Annotated in this window: 25 protein-coding genes; 2 read left to right on the forward strand and 23 right to left on the reverse strand. The window is 50.9% G+C overall.

The window, feature by feature from the left end; translation table 11 throughout:
• Nucleotides 1–13 precede the first annotated feature (13 nt).
• From MED297_RS06835 to MED297_RS06895, 14 genes are all read right to left on the reverse strand, one after another.
• Nucleotides 14–541, reverse strand: a complete 528-nt coding sequence (locus MED297_RS06835; RefSeq protein WP_161599280.1) for a DUF1285 domain-containing protein — start codon at nt 539–541, stop codon at nt 14–16.
• A gap of 2 nt (nt 542–543) precedes the next feature.
• Nucleotides 544–1,152, reverse strand: coding sequence for a TetR/AcrR family transcriptional regulator (locus MED297_RS06840; RefSeq protein ID WP_008043520.1), 609 nt, complete (start codon nt 1,150–1,152; stop codon nt 544–546).
• A 30-nt stretch (nt 1,153–1,182) separates the two neighbouring features.
• Nucleotides 1,183–1,536: a PilZ domain-containing protein gene (locus MED297_RS06845; RefSeq protein ID WP_008043521.1), complete on the reverse strand. Its 354-nt coding sequence runs from the start codon at nt 1,534–1,536 to the stop codon at nt 1,183–1,185.
• The gene (gene holB, locus MED297_RS21135) at nt 1,533–2,495 is read right to left on the reverse strand and encodes a DNA polymerase III subunit delta' (protein WP_008043522.1); all 963 of its coding nucleotides are present in this window, start codon (nt 2,493–2,495) and stop codon (nt 1,533–1,535) included. The genes MED297_RS06845 and holB overlap by 4 nt, the downstream gene beginning before the upstream one ends.
• Nucleotides 2,488–3,108, reverse strand: a complete 621-nt coding sequence (tmk, locus tag MED297_RS06855) for a dTMP kinase (protein WP_008043523.1) — start codon at nt 3,106–3,108, stop codon at nt 2,488–2,490. The genes holB and tmk overlap by 8 nt, the downstream gene beginning before the upstream one ends.
• Nucleotides 3,105–4,148, reverse strand: coding sequence for an endolytic transglycosylase MltG (mltG, locus tag MED297_RS06860; RefSeq protein ID WP_008043524.1), 1,044 nt, complete (start codon nt 4,146–4,148; stop codon nt 3,105–3,107). The genes tmk and mltG overlap by 4 nt, the downstream gene beginning before the upstream one ends.
• Entirely contained in the window at nt 4,142–4,945 is an 804-nt protein-coding gene (pabC, locus tag MED297_RS06865) for an aminodeoxychorismate lyase (RefSeq protein WP_008043525.1), read from the reverse strand. Before pabC ends, mltG begins: the two co-directional genes overlap by 7 nt.
• Nucleotides 4,946–4,997: 52 nt before the next feature.
• Nucleotides 4,998–6,236, reverse strand: a complete 1,239-nt coding sequence (gene fabF / locus MED297_RS06870) for a beta-ketoacyl-ACP synthase II (protein WP_008043526.1) — start codon at nt 6,234–6,236, stop codon at nt 4,998–5,000.
• Between the two features lie 102 nt (nt 6,237–6,338).
• Entirely contained in the window at nt 6,339–6,575 is a 237-nt protein-coding gene (acpP, locus tag MED297_RS06875) for an acyl carrier protein (RefSeq protein ID WP_008043529.1), read from the reverse strand.
• 101 nt (nt 6,576–6,676) lie between these two features.
• On the reverse strand, nt 6,677–7,420 hold the full coding sequence (gene fabG, locus MED297_RS06880; RefSeq protein ID WP_008043530.1) for a 3-oxoacyl-ACP reductase FabG: 744 nt from the start codon (nt 7,418–7,420) through the stop codon (nt 6,677–6,679).
• Between the two features lie 5 nt (nt 7,421–7,425).
• Nucleotides 7,426–8,352 carry an ACP S-malonyltransferase gene (fabD, locus tag MED297_RS06885; protein ID WP_008043532.1) on the reverse strand — a complete coding sequence of 309 codons (927 nt, stop codon included), beginning with the start codon at nt 8,350–8,352 and terminating at the stop codon, nt 7,426–7,428.
• Nucleotides 8,353–8,511: 159 nt separating this feature from the next.
• Complete coding sequence (locus tag MED297_RS06890) at nt 8,512–9,516, reverse strand: hypothetical protein (RefSeq protein WP_040556714.1); 1,005 nt, start codon at nt 9,514–9,516, stop codon at nt 8,512–8,514.
• Between the two features lie 9 nt (nt 9,517–9,525).
• Entirely contained in the window at nt 9,526–9,705 is a 180-nt protein-coding gene (gene rpmF / locus MED297_RS21790; RefSeq protein ID WP_008043545.1) for a 50S ribosomal protein L32, read from the reverse strand.
• A 36-nt stretch (nt 9,706–9,741) separates the two neighbouring features.
• Entirely contained in the window at nt 9,742–10,203 is a 462-nt protein-coding gene (locus MED297_RS06895; protein WP_050762884.1) for a YceD family protein, read from the reverse strand.
• Nucleotides 10,204–10,367: 164 nt separating this feature from the next.
• On the opposite strand from MED297_RS06895, the gene MED297_RS06900 reads away from it, so the two are divergent.
• Complete coding sequence (locus MED297_RS06900) at nt 10,368–10,943, forward strand: Maf family protein (protein WP_008043548.1); 576 nt, start codon at nt 10,368–10,370, stop codon at nt 10,941–10,943.
• 23 nt (nt 10,944–10,966) lie between these two features.
• Here the strand turns inward: MED297_RS06900 and sppA are convergent, their stop codons facing one another.
• Both sppA and rluC read right to left on the reverse strand, forming a co-directional pair.
• Nucleotides 10,967–11,950, reverse strand: coding sequence for a signal peptide peptidase SppA (gene sppA, locus MED297_RS06905; protein WP_008043549.1), 984 nt, complete (start codon nt 11,948–11,950; stop codon nt 10,967–10,969).
• Nucleotides 11,951–11,960: 10 nt separating this feature from the next.
• The gene (gene rluC / locus MED297_RS06910; protein ID WP_237613424.1) at nt 11,961–12,893 is read right to left on the reverse strand and encodes a 23S rRNA pseudouridine(955/2504/2580) synthase RluC; all 933 of its coding nucleotides are present in this window, start codon (nt 12,891–12,893) and stop codon (nt 11,961–11,963) included.
• Between the two features lie 439 nt (nt 12,894–13,332).
• Between rluC and rne the strand changes: the two genes are divergently transcribed.
• Entirely contained in the window at nt 13,333–15,948 is a 2,616-nt protein-coding gene (gene rne, locus MED297_RS06915) for a ribonuclease E (RefSeq protein ID WP_419760886.1), read from the forward strand.
• Between the two features lie 69 nt (nt 15,949–16,017).
• Here rne and murB read toward each other — a convergent pair whose 3' ends face one another.
• The 7 genes from murB to MED297_RS06950 all read right to left on the reverse strand — a co-directional run bounded on the left by murB (nt 16,018) and on the right by MED297_RS06950 (nt 22,506).
• Complete coding sequence (gene murB / locus MED297_RS06920; RefSeq protein ID WP_008043552.1) at nt 16,018–17,025, reverse strand: UDP-N-acetylmuramate dehydrogenase; 1,008 nt, start codon at nt 17,023–17,025, stop codon at nt 16,018–16,020.
• Nucleotides 17,022–17,489 (reverse strand): low molecular weight protein-tyrosine-phosphatase, encoded by a 468-nt coding sequence (locus MED297_RS06925; RefSeq protein ID WP_008043553.1) that lies wholly within the window; start codon nt 17,487–17,489, stop codon nt 17,022–17,024. The genes murB and MED297_RS06925 overlap by 4 nt, the downstream gene beginning before the upstream one ends.
• Nucleotides 17,489–18,235, reverse strand: coding sequence for a 3-deoxy-manno-octulosonate cytidylyltransferase (gene kdsB / locus MED297_RS06930; protein WP_040556717.1), 747 nt, complete (start codon nt 18,233–18,235; stop codon nt 17,489–17,491). The genes MED297_RS06925 and kdsB overlap by 1 nt, the downstream gene beginning before the upstream one ends.
• Complete coding sequence (lpxK, locus tag MED297_RS06935) at nt 18,201–19,190, reverse strand: tetraacyldisaccharide 4'-kinase (protein ID WP_008043555.1); 990 nt, start codon at nt 19,188–19,190, stop codon at nt 18,201–18,203. The genes kdsB and lpxK overlap by 35 nt, the downstream gene beginning before the upstream one ends.
• Before the next feature lie 18 nt (nt 19,191–19,208).
• Nucleotides 19,209–19,595, reverse strand: coding sequence for an ExbD/TolR family protein (locus tag MED297_RS06940; protein ID WP_008043556.1), 387 nt, complete (start codon nt 19,593–19,595; stop codon nt 19,209–19,211).
• A gap of 29 nt (nt 19,596–19,624) precedes the next feature.
• Nucleotides 19,625–20,245 carry a MotA/TolQ/ExbB proton channel family protein gene (locus MED297_RS06945; RefSeq protein WP_040556720.1) on the reverse strand — a complete coding sequence of 207 codons (621 nt, stop codon included), beginning with the start codon at nt 20,243–20,245 and terminating at the stop codon, nt 19,625–19,627.
• Nucleotides 20,246–20,307: 62 nt separating this feature from the next.
• Nucleotides 20,308–22,506: a DNA internalization-related competence protein ComEC/Rec2 gene (locus tag MED297_RS06950; protein ID WP_008043561.1), complete on the reverse strand. Its 2,199-nt coding sequence runs from the start codon at nt 22,504–22,506 to the stop codon at nt 20,308–20,310.
• Between the last annotated feature and the right edge of the window lie 17 nt (nt 22,507–22,523).

Below are 22,523 nucleotides of genomic sequence, written 5' to 3' on the forward strand. Positions count from 1 at the left end.
AAAGGTGCTCTTTTTAACGTTCAAGCCGACCGATACAGATTCGATCGTCACCGCTGTTCAGAAAAAGCCCTTCCTCCGTCAACCCGCCGTGATCCAATGCATGCATTTGCCATTGATACATTACCGACTGATTAACCCGGGCCGTTAAATTGCGACGCCAATAGAGTATCGGGTTCTGATCATCCTCGATGTCTAACTGACAATCCTTGGTGAACTCTCTCACTTCGCCGAGGTTATTAGTCAGAAACCAACGGTCCTCGATCAGCTCTGCCGATGTAATCAGAAACGGCGTGTTCTCAACCGTGATTCGAACCTTTTCTACCGGTGTGACCAGATAAAACTCATCACCCTCTTGTTTAAGTATTGAGGCAAACAGCCGGACCATTTTTTTACGGGTCATGATCCGTCCTTCATGAATCCACTCACCATTGCGGGCGATAATCAGATCCATATCGGCACAGTGTTCTGGGTTCCATTGCTCAACGGGCGGCGTTTTTATGTCTTTGATATACGACAGCATTTCCGTGAGTCGATCTGACATCATCAACCTCCTACTCGCTCCAACGACTCCATTAGAAACCGATGAAACCCTCGTCGATCCTGAAGTAATTCATAAAAGAAATCTGTGTCCGACAAATGAGCGACGCCATTAGCCAAAGACCAAATCAGACCGTAATAAAAGTGTGCACTGTCTTGTGCGTGTTCGGGTTTATCCGCCAGACTCTGTTGAATAAGATCTTTAAACTCCTGAGCATGTCGACGACGCAGGACCTGCCATTGGCGATAACGCGGTAAGTCAGGATCGAGCGCATTCAAATGTTTTTCGAGTCTAAGAATGACACGGTAACGCTCAATTTGATGTATTCGAAAGCGCAGAAACTCGCGCATAATCTCGCCACAAGAGCGTGAAGTTTCTAGTTCTTGAAGTTTCAGAGAAATGGACAGCTCATCGCGTAACAAGATGCCGGCGTAAACATCATCTTTGCCGGAAAAGTGACGATAGAATAAGGACCGGCTGACCCCTGCTGCTTTGATCAGCTGTGTTACATTAATGGTTGACTCGTCATGAATCGTAAACAGGTTAAGCGCTGATGCAATCAACGCACTCTCAGATGCGGACGGTTCCTCAATGCTGGTTTCATCGTGATACATAGGTCACTTCCCAACCATGCAACGGCATTATCACATGGTATGGGTTGGTTTATCAGAATTCAAAGAGCCCGCAAGGTAGGTCTCAATTTTATCTTTTGCCAGCTCGTTCTTCTTAGAAAACTGAACGCCAATCCCCGTTGCCCGGTTCCCTTGCGCTCCACGAGGCGTCATCCAGATGACTTTGCCTGCAACGGGTATTTTTTCAGGCTCATCCATGAGGGTGAGCAGCAGAAAAACATCATCACCGATGTTAAAACGCTTGTTGGTTGCGATGAAAAGCCCACCATTTTTCACAAACGGCATGTAAGCTGCGTACAGCACTGCTTTATCTTTCATCGTGATCGACAGTATGCCACTTCGGGCGCCGCCTAGTTTCGGGTTCATTGCATTCCTCTCAAACCTAACCACTGCCAGGTTAATTCTTCGGCCATCAGCTGAACATTCAGGTTAGCTTGACGCTGTAGCCCCAGCCGCTTCTCAACAATATAGTCTCGAAAACCAAATAGTGAAACGGGCTCGAGCTGACGTAAAATGTTCATCATCGTCGGTGAAACCGCATCACTTTGACTATTAGGGTTTTGCTGAGTGCGCAGTGCAGTATCAACCCACAGCATCGCCTGTTCCAGTACTTGAGACAACTCCTGCTTCGCCAGAAATTGACTCAGTTCCGTAAACGACTGATTCTCAACAAATTTTCGTTCAACTTCAAACCAGGTGTCAATCTGTTCTTGAGTCAGATCCAGAGCATCTAGCGGACGACCCGAGACCATACTCAGCAACACATCAACCGGCTGATTGAGCTGATTGTGAGCCGACAAATAAGACAAGGCATCGCTCCGTTCCGGTTGCGCCAGTTGCACGATACGACAACGTGATCGTACGGTTGGCAGCAATCGGGCCATTTGTGCCGCCTGAACGAGTAAGAAGGTGTTTTCAGGCGGCTCTTCCAATACTTTTAACAGAGCATTGGCCGCATTCACATTCATAGTTTCCGCAGATTTCAACCAAACGACCTTATTTCCGCCCTGCTGGGCGGTTTCTGTCGCGCGACGAATAACCTCTCGGATGGCTTCAACCTTAATGGTCTGACTTTTGCCCTCAGGTTCAACGACTTTCAGATCCGGATGATGACCAGACGCTATCAACAGGCACGATTTACAGCGCCCACAGGGTTGATTCGCTTTGTCTAAGCACAGCAGCCTTTGCGCCAGGTTTGTGCTGAACAGGTTGGCCCCATTTCCAGGATGACCGACCAACAATAAACCATGCGGTAAACGGCCCTCGATAAACTGTTGCGACAAAGCACTCATTGTCGGTGTTAGCCAGGTTGGCAACTCAGGCATAACGAGCCTCCAGGGCCTGAATCAGCTGTTCACTGACCGCTTCAACCGTTTGCGACGCATCCAATCGGACAAACCGCTGCGGCTGTTGAAGTGCTCGCTGTTCGTAGGCGGCTCTGGCGCGATTAAAAAATGACAACGCCTCCTGTTCAATACGATCCAATGAACCACGAGCCCGGGCTCGATTGAGGCCGGTTTGCGCATCGCAGTCGAACCAGAAGGTGGTATCGGGCTGAAAACCACCCAAAACCAGCTGTTCCAACTGCTGAATATAGTTTGCCCCGAGCGAGCGACCTCCTCCCTGATAGGCATAGGTCGCATCGGTAAATCGATCACTGACAACCCACTGTCCGTTTACCAGCGCCGGTTTAATCAGGGTTTCCACATGCTGTTGACGGGCGGCAAACACCATCAGAAGCTCGGTATAAGGGTCCATACGTTCATCATGATGGGCAAGAACAAGGTCGCGGATTTTTTCAGCGATGGGCGTTCCCCCTGGCTCACGCGTACGGACAAAACTGATACCCCGATCGGTCAGCCAATTGCACAGAACCTCTGCTTGAGTCGTTTTTCCGGCGCCTTCAAGGCCTTCAATGGTAATAAACTGTGCGCTCATTCGGACGCCTCCGACTCACTCGGTGCGGATTGGTAATCGCTTCGGCGACCGAAACGTTGATACTGCCGCACGGCGGCATTGTGCTCTTCTAAGGTGACGGAAAAGTAATGAGTACCATCACCTTTCGCAACGAAGAAAATCGCATCGCCATCAGCAGGGTTCAGAGCGGCAGAAATGGCTTCGCGCCCGGGGTTGGCAATCGGTGTTGGCGGTAAACCGCCCCGGGTGTAGGTATTGTATGGCGTATCCGTTCTCAGATGTTGTCGAGTGAGGTTACCGTTAAACGATTCGCCGAGCCCGTATATCACCGTAGGATCGGTCTGCAGGCGCATTCTTCGTTCCAGTCGCCGGGTAAACACGCCGCTGATCATCGGGCGCTCAAATGCCGCTCCTGTCTCTTTCTCAATAATGGAGGCAAGTATCAAAGCTTCATAAGGTGATGATACGGCCGTGTCGTCTGAGCGATCCTGCCACTCTTCGTCCAGGACAGACTGCATTCTGCGGTGCGCCGTCTTTAACAGCTCTAGGTCGCTGGTGCCATCCTCGAACAAATAGGTATCTGGAAAGAACCAGCCCTCATAGTGCTCAAGATCGTCTGACACCTGTCTGGCGATGTCATCGAGCGACAGTCCAGTCAGTGTTTGTTTCACGTATGGGTTCGAAGCCAGCACAGCCAGATAATCACTGACCCGCTTGCCCTCAATGAACTGAATCGAACGCAAAATTTTATCACCGGCAATCATGCGTTCAATCGCATCAATGGCGGTCATTGACTTCTGCAGCTGATAGTCGCCTTTATGGATGTCGGTTTTCTGATGGTACCTTAACCAAAGCTCATGCACTCTGGCGTACTGGATCCACCCATTACTCTCAAAGTCGTTCAGTACGCGCTTCAGCGAGGCACCAGGAACGACCGTATAGACCACGCTGTCATCAGGTAACGCTAGCGGTTTTTCTAACGCTTTCAGGAGATAGCTACCTACACCAAGACCGGCGGCAACAATGAAGACAAGCACCAAAACAGTCAGTTTTTTTACCACAGGAATCCCAATTCTTGTTTCATAGACAGCACCTCTGGATGGGGCTCCAGAGAGCATTGATTAAAAGATTTCACTGGTACAACACCCAGTAGACTGTTGCAAATTGCCAGAGCGTCCGCCTGTTCAAGGTCGCTGACCCGCAATGGTTGTTCAATCAGCATACCGAGAGCCAGCAGTCGTTGACGCACAATACCATGCACGCCGGCATGATTAAGCACCGGCGTACACCACTGGTTGTTTTTGCGAACCAGGAGATTGCTCATCGTGCCTTGAATCACAGAACCGTCTGGATCGGCCATAATCAGTTCCGGAAACTCTGAGCGCGGATACTCGGCTCGCGCCAAGACTGAATCCAGACGATTGCAATGCTTCAGTCCTGCCAGATGCGGGTTAACCGATACCGGCGTGGTTGCCAGCCGCGTCGCTATCCCTTTACCAGCCCAACCGGGCGCTTCGTAAGGTTGAATCTGAATGACCAGGTCGGTGTGCTGTGCATCCGGGTCGTAGGCGTAACCACGCCCCGGCGCACTTCTGAGCAACATCAGTTTCAGGACATGCGGTTCCATCAGTCCCTTCATCAGCGCCTGCAGTTGATTCCGCAACCCCTGCTCATCCGGTTCCGTCCAGTTCAGAGCCAACTGCTTTGCACCTTTTGACATTCGCGCCAGATGTTCATCTAAAAAGCACGCCGAATCCCCCTGAATCAACAGGGTTTCAAACAAGCCATCGCCATAGCTGAGAGCCCGATGGTCGGGTGGGAATGTTCCGGGTTGTCCGTTAAGCAGGGAGATTTGCATACAAAAAAGGGGCTGAAAACAGCCCCCTATCTTATCAGACTTTTCGATGATGTCAGACTTTGCTGAACACCAACGATCCGTTTGTACCGCCGAACCCAAAGGAGTTGCTCAGTGCGTGATCAATCTTCATGTCACGTGCGGTATGGGGTACATAGTCGAGATCACATTCCGGATCCGGATTGTCCAGGTTAATCGTTGGCGGTGCCACCTGATCACGAATGGCCAGAATGGAGAAGATCGCCTCGACCGCGCCGGCAGCGCCCAGCAAGTGCCCAATCATCGATTTGGTTGAACTGACCACGATCTTGTCGGCATCTGCTCCGTAAATTTTCTTCGCAGCGCGCGACTCTGCTACGTCACCGGCCGGTGTCGACGTTCCGTGAGCGTTGATGTAATTCACATCAACAGCATTCAGACCGGCATCATCCAGTGCATTTTGCATAGACGCTGCAGCGCCCGAACCATCTTCTGGTGGCGATGTCATATGGTATGCATCGCCACTCATGCCAAAACCAGTGACCTCAGCATAAATGGTTGCTCCCCGCGCTTTGGCTTGCTCATACTCTTCCAGAACCAAAACACCGGCACCGTCGCCCAACACAAAGCCATCCCGGTCCTTGTCCCACGGTCGACTGGCGCGAACAGGATCATCATTGCGAGTAGATAAGGCTCGTGCCGCTCCAAAACCGCCCATACCAAGCTGTCCCGAAGCCATTTCCGCTCCGCCGGCAATCATCGCATCTGCGTCACCATACGCAATGGTTCGCGCGGCATAGCCGATGTTGTGAGTTCCCGTAGTACAGGCCGTGGTAATGGCGATGTTCGGCCCTTTAAAGCCATACTCAATAGAGAGGTTACCGCTGATCATGTTAATGATGGCCGCAGGCACGAAAAACGGAGAAATTCGGCGCGGGCCGGCTCGCAACATTGCGGCATAATTCTTTTCAATGGTATCCAAACCGCCAATACCCGAACCAATGGCCACCCCGATGCGGCGCGCGTTCTCTTCGGTTACCGTGATACCAGAATCATTGATAGCCTCTATCGCAGCGGCATAACCGTACTGGATAAAGCCATCCATCTTTTTAGTATCTTTCGGATTCATGTAGTTTGCTGGATCAAAGTCTTTGACCTGAGCGGCAAACTTGGTGGTAAATTTCTCGGTATCAAACTCTTCAATCAGATTCACACCGCTTTTTCCGGCCAGAATTCCTTCCCACGTCGACTTGACGGAGTTTCCTAGGGGGCTGATACACCCCATACCAGTGACGACGACGCGCCGTTTAGCCATGACAAACCTCCAATGGGCTTCGCGTTCCTAAGCCCCTTTTAAACACAAAAAAAGCCGTATTGCACATCAGGCAATACGGCTTTTGCAATTTATCGGACCGAATTAACCCAGGTGCGTGTTAACGTAGTCGATCGCGTCCTGAACGGTAGACAGCTTTTCAGATTCTTCGTCCGGGATCTCGGTTTCAAACTCTTCTTCCAGAGCCATCACCAGGTTTACTGTATCCAAAGAATCAGCACCCAAATCATCGATAAAAGATGCTTGTGGTGTCACGTCTTCTTCTTTTGCGCCCAATTGTTCACAAACAATCTTCTTTACGCGATCTTCAATGCTGCTCATTATGAGAACTCCCTAAAGTATTTAGCACCGTTAAAAGTGCTGGCTAGTTTATATAAACGTTATTCGATTGAGCAAGTGAAAAGACTATTAACCTTGCGGAATTAGCCCATATACATGCCACCATTGACATGCAGCGTCTCACCGGTGATGTAACTGGCGCCTTCACTGGCCAGAAAAGCAACGGCATGCGCAATTTCGTCCGGGTTCCCCAAGCGAGCCAATGGCACCTGTCTCAGCATCGTTTCTTTGACAGAGTCGGTCAACTCATCCGTCATATCTGTTTTGATAAAACCCGGCGCTACCGAGTTCACCGTAATACTGCGGCTACCGATTTCGCGGGCCAACGAGCGCGTGAAGCCTTCAACACCGGCTTTGGCTGCACAATAGTTAGCCTGGCCAGCATTACCCATCGATCCGACCACCGATGAAATATTAATGATTCGGCCATATCGCGCGCGAGTCATCGATTTAATAACCGCCTTTGTCATACGATAGACAGACGTCAGGTTCGTATCGATCACAGAACCCCATTCGTCTTCTTTCATACGTAAAAAGAGGTTGTCTTTGGTAATACCTGCATTGTTAACGAGAATCGCAGGCTCAGCATAAGCGTCCTTGATGGCTGCTAATACCGAGGTAATCGATTCTGCATCGGTCACATTAAGACAATACCCTTGCCCGACCAGCCCTTTTTCGGCAAAACGCTGCGTAATCTTGTCCGCACCAGTCTCGGAAGTGGCTGTACCGATGACAATAAAGCCTTCCTGACCCAGACGATCGGCAACTGCCGCACCGATTCCTCGGCTGGCACCGGTGACCAGTGCTACTTTTTGATTGTCCGTCATGACTATTACCCTATTCGTTCCTGAAAAGCACTTACCTGGCCGATCACTGTATGAGTCAGTGACTTCGCCATACGCTTGTTGAGACCGGTCAGAACCTTACCCGGCCCGCATTCAATAATTTCTTCGACTCCGGAGTCCACAAGATAGCTGACGGTACGAGTCCATAGGACCGGCATATACAGTTGCTCCAGCAGGTTCGATTTAATTTGCTCAGCTGTTGTGGCCGGCTCGGCGCTGCGATTCTGAACGACTGGCGCGGATGGCGTCGCGAATGAGGTCGCCTGGAGCGACTCAGCCAACTGCTCAGCGGCCGGTTTCATAAGCGCACAATGAGATGGAACCGATACCGTCAGCGGCATAACCCGCTTAGCACCCCGGGTTTTCAATTCATCCATGGCGCGCTCTACAGCGGCCTTAGCACCCGCAATGACAACCTGTCCATCCGTGTTAAAGTTAACGGCAGATACGACATCGCCTTGCGCTGCCGCGGCACAACCATCAATTACCGACTGATCATCCAGTCCCAGTACCGCAGCCATAAGGCCTTCACCAGCAGGTACGGCGTTTTGCATCAGCTGACCGCGAGTCTCTACCAGTTTAACGGCGTCAGAAAATGCTACGACGCCAGCAGCAACCAGGGCGCTGTATTCACCGAGACTGTGACCCGCAAACAGCATCGGTTCGACACCACCCTCCGCCTGCCAAAGTCGATACAGAGCCACACTGGCGGTCAGTAAGGCCGGTTGAGTAATCTGCGTTCGGTTCAGCTCTTCGACAGGGCCGTTAGCGATGAGGTCACCAAGATCATAGCCCAGCGCATCGTTGGCCTCTGCAACAGTTTGTTTAACGATGTCATACTGTTCAGAAAACTCTGTCAGCATGCCAACCTGTTGCGATCCCTGTCCCGGGAACACGAATGCAATCTTACTCATAGCGATACCTGTCTTTATAAATTGCGCTGCATTATCCGCCCTGCTCAGAGGGATTAAAGCGCGAAGTCGTTAAAACATTTATGAATTTGAGGCAATCCAACACGATTTTTGTGGATCATTACTTAACAATAGTCGACAAAACGGTAAAACCCAGCTCAATCAATCCAGAACATCGTCATCAATTAAGCGGTTCAGCTCCCGCCAGACAGCTGGGATAACCTGGCGGTTAACCAAATCTGCCGAGCGCTCAATAGCAGCTTTAAATGCAACCTGGCCCGCATTACCGTGGCTTTTTACAGCCATCAGATTACTGCCGGCGATCAGAGCGCCGTTTGCCTTATGTGGATCCAACGGAGAAAGCGCCTGCTGGATCGGCCTTTTCAAAGCCAAGCCGAGCAATCGCAGCAGTAAACCGCGATTAAACACAGACTGCAAAGAACCAAGCGTTAGATCCAGAGCCCCTTCAGATGCCTTAATGACCGAGTTCCCGGTAAATCCATCACAGACTATGACGTCCAGCTTTCCTTCAAACACCTGACTGGCTTCGATGAACCCTTGATAACGAATAGAAGGCCATTCAGACAACAGCTGGTTGGCATTGCGAAGTTCAGGCGGGCCTTTAAAGTACTCAGTACCGACATTAAGCAATGCTAAGGTCGGTAACGATGATTCCGTTCTGAACAGCCCACTGCCAATGGCCGCATAAGCCAATAACTGGTCAGATGTAGCAGAAAACGACGCACCCAGATCCAACATCACCGTTGGTTTTGCTTTCGTAGGTAACCAACTGGCCAGTACGGGCCGGGTTAATAGGGAATGCAAAGTGCCGTGCTTGGTCACCAGCGCCAAAAGTACGCCGGTATGCTCAGCTGAGACCAGGGCATCCACCACTTGATCTTCGAGCATACGAAAAGCAACTTCAATGGATGAGTTACCAGCATGACGAAGAAGACGACTGGGCTTATGGGATTGATCACCAAGCGGATCAGCCTCAACCCATTCAGTATTGGGTGGCAACTGTTCAACAGATACACGGCATAGCTCTGCCCTGCCGACTAAGACACCGTAATGTTGAGGATGTTGGCGGAAAAACTGAAGTGAAGAAGGGAGCGTGACGGAGGGGCCGAAATCCCCTCCGTGCAGGTCAATGGCAATGCGCGCCATAGATTAGGATCAGTCGTCCTTGCCTGCAGTCACTTTACGGCCTTTGTAAAAACCGTCTGCTGATACGTGGTGACGACGGTGAGTTTCACCGGTAGTCGCATCAACGGAAAGCGTTGGAGTAGACAACGCATCATGTGAACGACGCATGCCTCGACGTGAACGGGTCACTTTATTTTGCTGAACTGCCATGGCTGAAAGCCTCCTAACTATATGTTGGCCTGAAGGTTACTTCAGATCTTTTAATACATCGAACGGATTCGGAGCCTTCTCGGGTTCCCCTTCAGACTCTTCCGCACCAAATTGAGTTTCTATCTGACACTCACCGTCAGGATGTACCGCATGCATCGGAAGACAAAGCAGCAGCTCGTCCTCGACTATCTGCGCCACATCAAGCGGCTGATCCGGTAGCAACAAAAGCGAATCCAGATCGGTCGGCAGTGATCGTGCCATTTCATCGTTATAAACCAGCGCCATCTTAAATGACCCCGCCAGTTCATACTGAAACGGCTTTAAACACCGCTGGCACAGCAAATTTACTGCACCATCTACCTGCCCGGAAACAACCCGACGTCCAGAGGCATCGCGACCAAAACTCAGCGAAGCCTGAGCCGTTCGGATAACACCTTCGGTCGCCTCATCCAGGCGACTTAACCTGTCCAGACTCACCTCACCTTCCAACTCGGACATTTTGTCCGCCAAGGCGTAAGGGTTTATCTGTGCAGGTAGCTCGAAATTTGACATAGGCGCGGTATGATACGTATGCAAGTAGTTAAGTCAAAGGCTTTTTGCCCAAAAAGCCGCCATTGACGGGCTTTTCCCGTCATCGTCATAAACTCAACGACAGGACAGGCATGTTTCCGATTATTTTAGCCAGTCAATCCCCTTATAAACAGAAGCAATTGAGCGACCTGGGGTTAAATTTTAAAAGCATTGCCCCATCTGTTGCTGAGAATCATGCACTAGATCCTGATCCGGAAAAACTGGCTATTGCCCTCGCCCAGCAGAAAAGCGACAACGTGTACCAGTTACATCCCGATGCCATCGTCATCGGAAGCGATCAAACCGCCATCGGACCAGACGGTGCACTACTGATCAAACCCGGCAATCGGGAGAATGCCATCCGCCAACTCCAGCTCTGCTCCGGCAAAACCGTCACTTTTTACAGCGGCGTCTCTCTAAATTCTGCCGATTATAAGACATCCACTTGCGTTGCAACCGTGGTGGCGTTTCGTCACCTGTCATTGCAGGAGATTGAACGCTATGTCGATGCCGACCGACCCTATGACTGTGCCGGCAGTTTTAAAGTTGAATCGTTAGGAATCACCCTCTTCGAGAGCGTCCGTTCTGACGATCCTTCAGCATTGATCGGTTTACCGATGATTGAGCTGTGCCGCATTTTGCGAGAATGCGGCATCGCTCTGCCCTGACATTATAAAGAGGGGCACGTTTATCAGTTCAGACTCAAAGACCCACTATTTGCCAGACTGACCAGCGTTTTCGTCATGCTGACGCCCAGGTTACGAGCGAACTGCTCAAGCGGTGACGGATGATAGGTAAAATCGACGGTCTTCGGGTAACCAATATCCCGGGCCAGCTCGGATGTCGACTTCAGTCCATCCACTAAACCCAGGTCCAGCGCCTGAGATCCGGTCCAGAAAAGCCCGCTGAACAAATCATCATTATCCGCCAGACGATCCCCTCGCCCGGCTTGGACGTCTCTGATGAACTGTTCGTGCACATCATTTAATACGGCCTCGAACAGCGCCTGCTCTTCCGGATCAACCTCCATAAACGGATCCAAAAAGGCTTTATGTTCGCCGGAGGTGAACTGTCGGCGTTCTATCCCGACTTTCTCGATGAGATCCTGAAATCCGAATCCGGCCGCGGTAACCCCGATGGACCCGACAAGACTTGCACCATTGGCATAGATTTCCTGAGTCGCCGATGCGATGTAATAAGCGCCACTGGCGCCTGAATCGACAATTACCGAGTAAATCGGGATGTCCTCATATTTCTGTCGGAGCCGGTTGATCTCATTATAAATGTAAGCAGACTGCACCGGACTGCCTCCCGGACTGTTTATCCGCAGGATCACGGCACGGGTGTCTGAGTGCTCGACAGCACGCCGAAGACTTGCCACCACACTGTCCGCCCCCGCGAGATTGCCCTGTGCAATCACGCCGGAAACGTCAATCACAGCGGTATGACCGCCGGTCGGGCCGATATCCTGGGTGGCGCTTGTGTTAAACATCACGTAACCCAGCAGGACAAACAAATAGGTAAAGGTCAATATTTTAAAGAAAATCCCCCAACGACGGGTCTTCCGAAGTTCCAGGGTGTTCGCCATGACAACGCGCTCAATGAGTCGCCATTCTTTTTCAGGATTTCCTACGCCGGACAACCCGGCTGTTTCGTCTTTCTTGCTGCCAAACATACCTCTACCCTTATGATTTCAAGCGCAATAATAATGCCTTAAGGCGCTCATCTAAGTCTGCGACAAAAGTCATTTCTTCCCGAGTTTCCGGGTGCGGCAATGTCAGTTGCGCCGCGTGCAAAAACAGTCGATTCAACCCCAGCTTGCTGGCCAGTGATTCTGCTTCAGAATCCTGATACTTATCGTCGCCCAGAATCGGACAGCCAACATACTGACAATGAACCCGAATCTGGTGTGTTCGACCGGTAATCGGTAGAGCTTCTACCCATGCGCAATCCTGGTACTGCTTTAATACCCGGAAATGCGTCCGTGAAGGCTTTCCGTTGGCCTGTACTGAAACACGGCGTTCACCCGAAGCACTCTCTTCATGCCTGAGCAAGGGCGCATCGACGACAGAACAACCATCCGGCCAATGACCCTTGACCAGGCACCAATAAGTTTTCCGAACCCGGGTTTTCTGGCGAAACTCATCCTGAAGCAACGTCAGACTTTTGCGTTTTTTGGCGACCAGTACAACTCCGGACGTATCACGATCCAAGCGATGCACCAACTCCAGAAACGGTTCAGATTCACGTTGTGCCCGAAGTGCCTCAATCAGACCAAGCTTTAGGCCAGAACCACCGTGCACCGCTAAGCCACTGGGTTTATTAACGGCCAATAATGCGGAGTCTTCAAAAACAATCGCGTGATCGAGGGCTTTCCGCAAGCCTGCGCTCGGCTGAGGGTTTTCAATGGTTTTCTCCGCCATGGTCACCGGCGGGACTCTGACCACATCACCTTCCGATAATTTTGTATCAGGCTTGGCGCGTTTTTTGTTCACCCGAACTTCACCCTTACGGATAATTCGGTAAATCCGGCTTTTTGGAACATTGTTAAGGTAATACCGCAGGAAGTTGTCCAACCGCTGCTCAGCCCTGTCCGCGCTGACTTCTATAAACTGCACCTTTGCCAAAGAGATCGACCTGTCATTAGTAATTACATAGGCGCATCATATCAGCAGCCGCCGCATTGAAGCAGCCCTGCTTTACTGCTATATTCCATTTGCTTGGAAAATCGAGTCTGACATCCAGAGATAACACAGGTGTTCAGGCCGGAGCCCAAACAGAAAATAATTGGTTGGGCAGCAAGAACAGATTGAAACAGTACGACATGCAGCATGTCAGGTTGAAAATATTCCAAATAATGAGCGAATATTTCTAAACAGAGCCGGTATCTCCGTAAGACTCTTTCCTTAAAATTCTGTGTGTCAGGTAAAGCATCGACAGGTCAGGCCTGCATTTATTTGCTTTTGTATCATGGTAGTCGACTTCTATCGGTGTTCGACCCTGTAAAACCCTTTCTTGCTGCTCTGGAATAAACGAAATTCAGAGTAATAAACTTCAATGAAGAGAATGTTAATTAACGCAACACAAGCCGAAGAGCTCCGTGTTGCACTCGTCGATGGACAAAAACTGTACGACCTGGATATTGAAGCGGGATTCCGCGAACAGAAAAAAGCAAACATCTACAAGGGCCGAATTACCCGCATAGAACCCAGCCTTGAAGCCGCTTTTGTCGAATTTGGAGCCGAACGTCATGGCTTCCTCCCTCTCAAAGAAATCGCCAAAGAATATTTTATCGACCCTAAAATGTCGTCACGCTCCAATATTAAAGAGCTGATCAAAGAAGGGACGGAAGTTATTGTTCAGGTCGATAAAGAAGAGCGCGGCAATAAAGGCGCAGCATTAACGACCATGGTCAGTCTGGCTGGCCGATACCTGGTACTGATGCCGAACAATGCTCGTGCTGGCGGCATTTCCCGTCGAATTGAAGGTGATGAGCGCGCTCAGATTCGTGAAGCACTGCAAAACGTCAATCTGCCGGATGGCATGGGCGTCATCGTTCGCACGGCCGGAATCGGCCGATCTTCTGAAGAACTGCAATGGGATCTTGACTACCTGCTACAACTTTGGGGTTCCATTAAGGAAGCCTCTCAGACCCGCCCGGCTCCCTTCCTGATTTTGCAGGAAAGCAACGTCATTCTGCGCGCCATTCGTGACTATCTGCGTCAGGACATTGATGCGGTTATGATCGATAACAAAGACGCCTACCAGTATGCGTTAGACTTTGTTCAGAAAGTCATGCCGGGCTATGCCAACAAAATCAAGCTGTATGAAGACACAGTCCCACTCTTCAACCGCTATCAGATTGAAACTCAGATCGAAACCGCGTTCCAGCGGGAAGTAAAACTCCCGAGTGGAGGTTCCATCGTCATCGATCCAACCGAGGCATTGGTGTCTATCGATATCAACTCGTCACGCGCCACCAAGGGTGTGGATATCGAAGAAACAGCTTTCAATACCAATATGGAAGCGGCTGAGGAAATTGCGCGCCAGCTCCGACTTCGCGACATGGGCGGCTTGGTTGTTATCGACTTCATCGACATGAACCAGGCGAAACATCAACGTGAAATTGAAGCCAAAATCAAAGAGGCCACGACATCGGATCGCGCTCGCGTACAGATTGGCCGACTTTCTCGATTCGGACTTCTGGAAATGTCCCGTCAGCGTCTGCGACCTTCACTGGGCGAAACCAGTGGTATTGTCTGCCCTCGCTGTAACGGCCATGGCACCATTCGCGACGTTAAATCACTGTCATTGGCGATTCTTCGCTTAATCGAAGAAGAAGCCCTGAAAGATCGCACGGCCCAGATCCGAACGATCGTTCCAATGGCTGTGGCGACCTTCCTGCTGAACGAAAAACGCGATGCAATTTCAGACATTGAGAAACGCCACAAGGTCCACGTTTTAGTCGTCCCGAACCCGCAGATGGAAACGCCGCACTACGAAGTCATTCGTATGCGCGATGACGACGAGTCCCTGGTCAGCGGCGAGCCAAGCTATGCAATCAAGTTTGAAGAGCAACCTCTGGAATCAGAAACGGTTCTCGAGAACCAAGTGAAGCCACAGGAAGCGGCTATCTCTTCAATTCAGGCACCTCGCGCTCCAGCGCCTGTCGCACAAGAGCCAGAAAAGCCGAAAACCAAAGCGCCGGCCAACAAAAAGCCCGTCGCTAAAGCGGAACCCGGTTTGTTTGCCCGTATTGGGCAGTGGTTCAGCGGTCTGTTTGAAGGTGAAAAAGAAGCGCCAAAAGCCAAAAAACCAGTGGCAAAAAGTGGTTCAGGCAACAATAAAGATCGCCGAACCGATAACAAATCAAAGAGTAACTCTAAAGGCAATCGCAATTCCTCAGATCGTCGTGGTTCTTCAAACAATCGCCGTAACGGTAAGCCAGCGAAGGACACCACCGCTAAAGAAAAGCCGGTAAAAAAACCGGTAGAAGCCAAAACGGAGACGAATAAAGCAGAGAAAAGCGAAACTGAAACCACTCAAAAACGCAGCAGTGTAAAACGTCGCCCTACGCGTGACACTCAAACGGGCCGCGTTGCGTCGGATGAAGTGGGTCAGAACCGCAAGAGTCGAGGCGACAGTAAAAATGCGGCTAAACGGGTTCAACCTGAAAAGCCAAAAGAAACTGTCACGGAAATCGACTTTGAGCTGCTAGGTAAAAAGCCAGATGTGGCTGAGCAACCGGTTGCCAACGAGTCGGCACCTGAGACTCCGGTTAAGGCTGAAACGCCTGTCGAAAAGGCAGAAACGCCGGCTTCGGCACCAACGGAAACTCAACCGGCTGAACAGACAGAAAAGCGTTCTGATGAAGTGAAAGAAAGCGAAAACACAGTGCTTGAGAGCTCACCTGAACCACAGGTAGCACACGAGCCGATTAAGGCTGATTCTGAGGACAAACCAGCGGAACCCGTAACCAAAACGGCTGCGGCTCCTGAAGAAACCGCCCCAGAAAAAACGGCCTCGGAACCTGTTTCGACAGAACCGCAGGAGACGCAAGAGGTTAAAGCAGAAGAGATTGCGGCTGATAAACCAGCAGCCCCCACTCGTGCTCCAAATGATCCACGAGAAGTGAAACGCCGACAACAGGCTGAAAAATCACAAAGCGAGTAAGTTAATTACTCGTCACTAAAAACGGGGCTAAGAGCCCCGTTTTTTTTAACATGGTTTTCATGGTCGAAACTACTCCCACAAACGAGGCTCTGCTTCGAGTTCAACACCAAACTTAGCGAACACTTCTTTGCGTACATGTTCAGCCCATGCTGCGACAGCCTCGTATCCGGCGCGCGCAGGATTAATCAAAACCAATGCCTGCTTTTCATAAGACCCAACTTGAGAGGGGTGGCTCTGCCCTTTCAAACCCGCCTGTTCAATTAACCATCCTGCGGCCAGTTTGAAGCCGCCCAAAGCCGGATAACTAGGGATGCCATCATAATGTTGCTGTAGCTGCCACAGTTCCGATTCGGAAACGATGGGGTTCTTAAAAAAGCTGCCAGCGTTAGGAACCTGTTGCGGGTCAGGTAATTTACTTTGCCGAACCTCAATGACCTTCGCGACCACATCCGCAGCCGTCAGATCCTGCGTATCAGTCAGGTTCTGTAGCGGACCGTAACTCAACTCCGGACTGAACTGACGTGACAGTTTTAAACACACCTCGGTGATCAGATAGCGATTTTCCATCTGCTTAAAAACACTGTCACGGTAACTGAATCGGCAAGCGGTCTGATTAAAACGATGACTTTCGCCCGTCTTCAGATCCAGGGCATCCACCCATTCGATATAGGAGCCAACTTCAACGCCATAAGCGCCAATATTCTGCACCGGGGCGGCACCAACGGTTCCGGGGATCAACGCTAAGTTTTCTAAGCCATAGAACCCGTGTTCTACGCAGTAAAGCACAAACTCATGCCAGCTTTCGCCCGCCTTGGCTGAAACAAAAACGGCATTGCCTTCGTCAGCAAGAATACGGATGCCTGTGAGTTCGTTTTTGATGACCAACGCGTGTACGTCAGGTTTTAGAATCAAGTTACTGCCCCCACCGAGCACCCGAACCGGCAATGACAGCGATTCCACACAACGGTATAAGTCAGGTAACTGTTCAAGCGCGGTTAAGTGGCACAGATGACTGGCTACCGACGGAACACCGAGCGTATTTAACTGTGCTAACGACACATTCTGTTCAATGTTCACGGCGTTTCCACACGAACAATGGATTTGATGATGTCTTGAGACAGCGTTTCACAGAGATCAAGCACATCGTCAAAGCCTTTCTCGCCGCCATAATAAGGATCTGGCACCGTCGATCCACGTTCGGCGCTGAACGCTAATGCCAACAGCAGTCGAGCCTTCGACTCTTCTGGTTGCAGCTGTTGCAAGTCATTCAAGTTACTTTCGTCCATCGCAAAAATATAATCAAACTCGTAGAAATCCTCAGGGGTCACCTGTCTGGCGCGCAACCCGGACAAATCGTAACCACGCCGTTCGGCCGCTGCCTGGGTACGTGAATCAGGTGGGTTACCGATGTGATAGGCAGCGGTGCCGGCTGAATCCACCTCGACAAAATCGATTCGAGCATCAGCCAACTGCTTTACCATCACACCATGCGCAGTGGGCGAACGGCAGATATTACCGAGGCAAACAAATAACAGTTTCATTACGAGCTCCTCTGTTCAAACCATTGACGAACCCGCTCAAGATCCTCTTGAGTGTCGACTCCGGCCGGAATGATCTCGTGCGCTTCCTGTGCGACAATCGACTGACCGTTTTCCATGAACCGCAGCTGTTCGAGCTTTTCGAGTTTCTCCAACGTCCCTTCTGCATACTGTACAAACTGGTCGAGCGCAGATTTGCGATAGGCGTAAATACCGACATGACGTTTAAAAGAGTCTTCTGATGTTCGGGTCTGATCGCGATCAAAAGGGATCCCTGCCCGGCTGAAATACAGCACCTGACCAAACCGGTCGGTTACCAGTTTGACCGCATTTGCATTGTTCATATCAGCTAAGGATTCCTGCACATACAGTGTGGCCACAGCGGCGGAAACGTTGGTTTTTAACAGATCCCGAACTTGAACCAGGTTCTTTACTGGCATCAACGGTTCGTCACCCTGAAGGTTTACGACTATATCTTCGGCATCAAGCGCCATAATAGTGGCTGCTTCCTGCAGGCGATCGGTACCACTGACATGCTCAGATGACGTCATGACGGCCTGAAATCCTGCTAAGTTGACGGCGCTTTCAATACGCTCGTCGTCTGTCGCCACGCAGAGGCTATCAAACCCTGACGATGCCACTGCCTGACAAACCCGAACAATCATTGGCTCCCCCGCTATGTCCTTCAGGGGTTTACCCGGCAATCGGGTAGAACTAAAGCGTGCGGGAATGATGACGACGCTTTTCATCGATCAACTCCTGTATCCGGTGTAAAAGAAAGTGAGCGGTTTCTGGGCCGTATTTCAGCTCATAAGGCAAAACATAGACATTATCCGGCCATGAGCTGAGTTTAACAGCGTCTTTTTCCGTGGTCAGAACGGGGAAATCGGAGCGTTGAATCGGTTCCAGCGGAAGCTTATCGTGATCACGATAAGCCACGGTACGATTGACAGTATAGCCAACGGATTCCGCGGTACGCTGGAACGACTCGGCATTGCCGATGGCAGTATGGATATTCACCGTTTGTCTAGGCAGCTCCACCCCTTCACGATTCTTAGCCAGCGCGATGACCTCCTGAGCGACCTCGATAGCGCTTTCGGGCAACTGAGGACCTTGCTGTTTCGCCAGCACCAAACTCACCGATGACAGACGCTGCGAGCTCTCTCTCAAAGGGCCGGCAGGAATCAAACACCCATTACCCAACCCTCGCAAGGTATCGTACATGAGAATCTCAATATCCCGCGCCATTCGATAATGCTGCATTCCATCGTCACTGACGATGACATCTGGGCGCTGACCCGCCGGTAGATCACATAAAAACTGAACGGCTCGATGTCGATCCGGATCAATGACGACCATGGCCTGAGTCGATTGAGCAATCAGTGCGGGCTCGTCACCGATGGTTTCTGCTGTATCGGTGTAATCTGCCAACACAGGATAACTGCGCGTTGGCTTGGCGCGGTATCCTCGGCTCACAACGGCAACCTTGTAATGATGGCGTTGCAGGGTATTGATCAGCCAGATGATGGTAGGGGTTTTGCCTGTCCCACCGACCGTCAGATTGCCAACGACCACAACCGGAATCGGATAGGTATTCTGGTTACGATGTCGGTACCGATACCGGCTGACGCACCAAACCAAAGCGCTGAGTGGCAGAAGCAACAGAGCCAGAAACGATATTCGTTGACGATACCAAAACTTCATAGTTACTCCGTTGTGGGATCAGTTTTGGCTCTCTTCCTGCGTAGTAATGCTGACTTTGGAGAAACCAACCTGCGCAACGGCATCCAACGCAATGATAAAGGCCTGGTGCGGTGCTGCAGCGTCTGCGGTAATGACAATTGGCGTCGCCGGATTCTGACTCGTGTCTGTCAGCGCGCGCTTTAACGAATCCAGATCGTGTTTAATCAGTACCTGGTCATTAATGGCATAGGTTCCGAGACGATCAATCAAAATTTCTATGGGTTTCTCACTTTCAGCAGCAACCTGGCTTTCACTTTCCGGCAGATCAATCTGAAGCTGAGTTTCCCGGGTAAAGGTCGTCGTGACCATAAAAAAGATCAATAACAGGAAGACGACATCGATCAACGGTGTGATATTAACCGACACCTCCTCCTGCCGGGAGGAACGTCTGAATCTCATTTTTTCTGACCCGAATTCTCAGCGTGGATGGCTTCTACCAGTTTGGCGCTGTCCTGCTCCATCAGCACCAATAACTCATCAATTTTGCGCGACAGGGCCCTGTGAAAAATGACTGAAGGAATCGCGACCGAGAGACCTGCTGCCGTGGTAATCAAAGCTTTTGAAATACCTCCGGCCAGAACGGCGGTATTACCAGTTCCCTGAATCATAATATCGGTAAATACGTCTACCATCCCCAGAACGGTACCGAGCAACCCCAGTAACGGAGAAATAGCGGCAATCGTACCAAGAGTACTGAGAAACTTTTCCATTTCATGAGCGGCATGATCACCCGCTTCCTGTATGGCGTCTTTCATCGCATCACGCCCATACCGGGAACTGGTTAGGCCTGCGCTGAGGACATAACCGAACAAACTGCTTTGCTTCAGCTGCTTGATCTTTTCCGAATCCAGCTCATGTTTTTTAATCCATGACCAGACTTGAGGCAGTTGATCTTTCGGCCGGACTTTTGAGACGCGCAAGGTCCAATATCGTTCTACGGTAATGGCCAGAGCAATGACAGAACACAGAATGATCGGCAGCATCAGTAAGCCGCCCGATTGGATTATCTCAAACACAGACTACCTCCTCACAATTGGCGCTTACTTTATCATAGCCATCTCGGGAAAATGTATAAAAATCAATAAATAAGCCGATTTCTGTAGGCTGAGTCCCAAGTTTTTACCCGGATACGCTGTGGGTAGAAGGTTAGCTGAATCGTGCCCAGCTTAGCGGTGTTCAACAAGGTTTTCTGCTGATCAGAAAACCAGCTTTCAATTCGCTCAGCTGGCCATCGGGGCGCCAGTCGATCACCGCTGCTGGTCAGAAACATTGCGGATTGGTTTGCTTCAAGGAAAGCACCAGCGCTGCTGCTGCCTGACCCATGGTGACCAAGAATGAGAACATCCACAGGAAACAAGTGCGGGTGGGTCTGAAGTAAGTAGTACTCAATGTACTTATCCGCATCACCCGTGATCAGCAGCCGGTGATGGTTTAGCGTGATCAGCACAACACAGGACTGATTGTTGTCCTGCCGGCCCCGCAACGACGGCGGAACCGGTATCACCTCAATAGCAGAGTGAAGCTTTGTCTGTTGGTGACAGTTCCGAGTCGATGATTTGATGGGGATCTGGTCTCGCTGACCCGACCAGATCGGCAACCGTGGATACTGACCGCGTAAAAAACCAGCGCCGGCGGCATGGTCCAAATCGGAATGAGAAATGACAACACCCTCCAGAGGCGGCAAAACACGGTGCAATACCACCTCTGCCAGGCTTTGTTCGGGTGAAAACCGACCGCCCGTATCGTAAAGAAAACGATCATCCCCTGTATCGAGCAACAATGCCTGACCATGACCAACATCATACACAGTCACCGATGGCACCCGATTTGTACCACCCTGCCCCCAAAACAGAATACTCAAACACAGGAGTGCCGCCCCGACCAAAATGCTGGATGTATCGCGCCGCCAGATGGCCCAGACTGCCATCACAACCAGCAAAAACAATGCGGCACTGTCGAGGTAAGGCAGTTCCAAGCCAGGGTTTGCCGTTAGCGTCAGGAGACTGACGAGCCATTCCACGGCTTGATTCCAGCTTGAGTGCAGCCAGGTCAAATCGACGATCGGCATCATCAACGCCATTGGCAGCCCGACAAAACCTATCAGCCCAGATAACACCAAACTGCTGAACACAGACAGCAAGTTGAAGCTGAACCCACTACTCAGCGCCCAAGGTAAAATCGATATCGTCATCAAAACCTGGAACAAGATCGGTTGCCAGAGCCGAGGTAAGTTCTGAAGCAGACGCCATCGAAGTATTAAAAATATGACCGCAACCGAACCAAAGCTCAGCCAAGGGCCGATGGCCAACCAGGCCGCAGGATGCCAAAGCATCAGAATCACAGCCGTCCAACCCAGCAATGTCAGTGGCCCGGTCCGAACGGCCGATAATTGGCCAATGATCGGTAAGCCAAACATTAACAATGCCCGGGTCACGGGTAACGGGAACCCTAAAAAAGCGACATAGCCGGTGGTAACCAAGCCCGCAAGTAAATATCTCTGCGTTCGGGAAATCATAAGCCATGGCGCTAAACCATAAGCTAACCATTGAATCAGAAGGTTAACAAGGAGCAGAACAAAGGCCAGATGCATGCCACTGATCACAAACAGATGCATGACCTGGTTGTCCGCCAACAAAGTTTTCAGCTCGGGTGACATGGCCCGGCTCCAACCCAAAGCCAGCGCTGCCCATACATCAAGCCCCAGACCGTCGCCCAGTTTTTCTGCCGTTGTCAGATACAGCCGTTGCTGAAACCCGGGACGATGTGCGATAGACGAAAGCTCTACAACTGTCCCATATGCGTCAATTTTTTCAGCAAAGTTATAACGATCCGCATTAAAGGTCCCCGGAATCAGCCGTCCAATTGGCTGCCGCAAACGAACGTCCGCATCAAAACAATCTCCGGCGTTAAGGGTGAGATTGGTGGTTTCGGGGTAAAGCCACAGGCGGATTTTACGCAGATGTAAACTTTCCGGCTGTGCCTGTACTCTCGCTCTCGCCGTTTGAGTACCATCAGAGTACTGCCTTGGAACCTGTTCAATACAAAGCGTTAGTGATTGTGTGACGTGTTGAAACGCGGAAGGCAGCGGGTGACGCATCTGATGCTCAAGCATGGCAATGACCACCAGAGACAACACCAGAATCATCGCCGCGGTAATACGATAAGCGCAAATCACAAGCAGCAGCCCGCCAGCAAGCAATGTGAACACTACTGCACTGGCAAGACCGAATTGAAACCAGGCCCATATCAGCCCGGCAAGTATGATGGCGATGGTCATCCCTGATCCTGCCGCTT

Source organism: Reinekea blandensis MED297 (genome assembly GCF_000153185.1).
Classification (GTDB): Bacteria; Pseudomonadota; Gammaproteobacteria; order Pseudomonadales; family Natronospirillaceae; genus Reinekea; species Reinekea blandensis.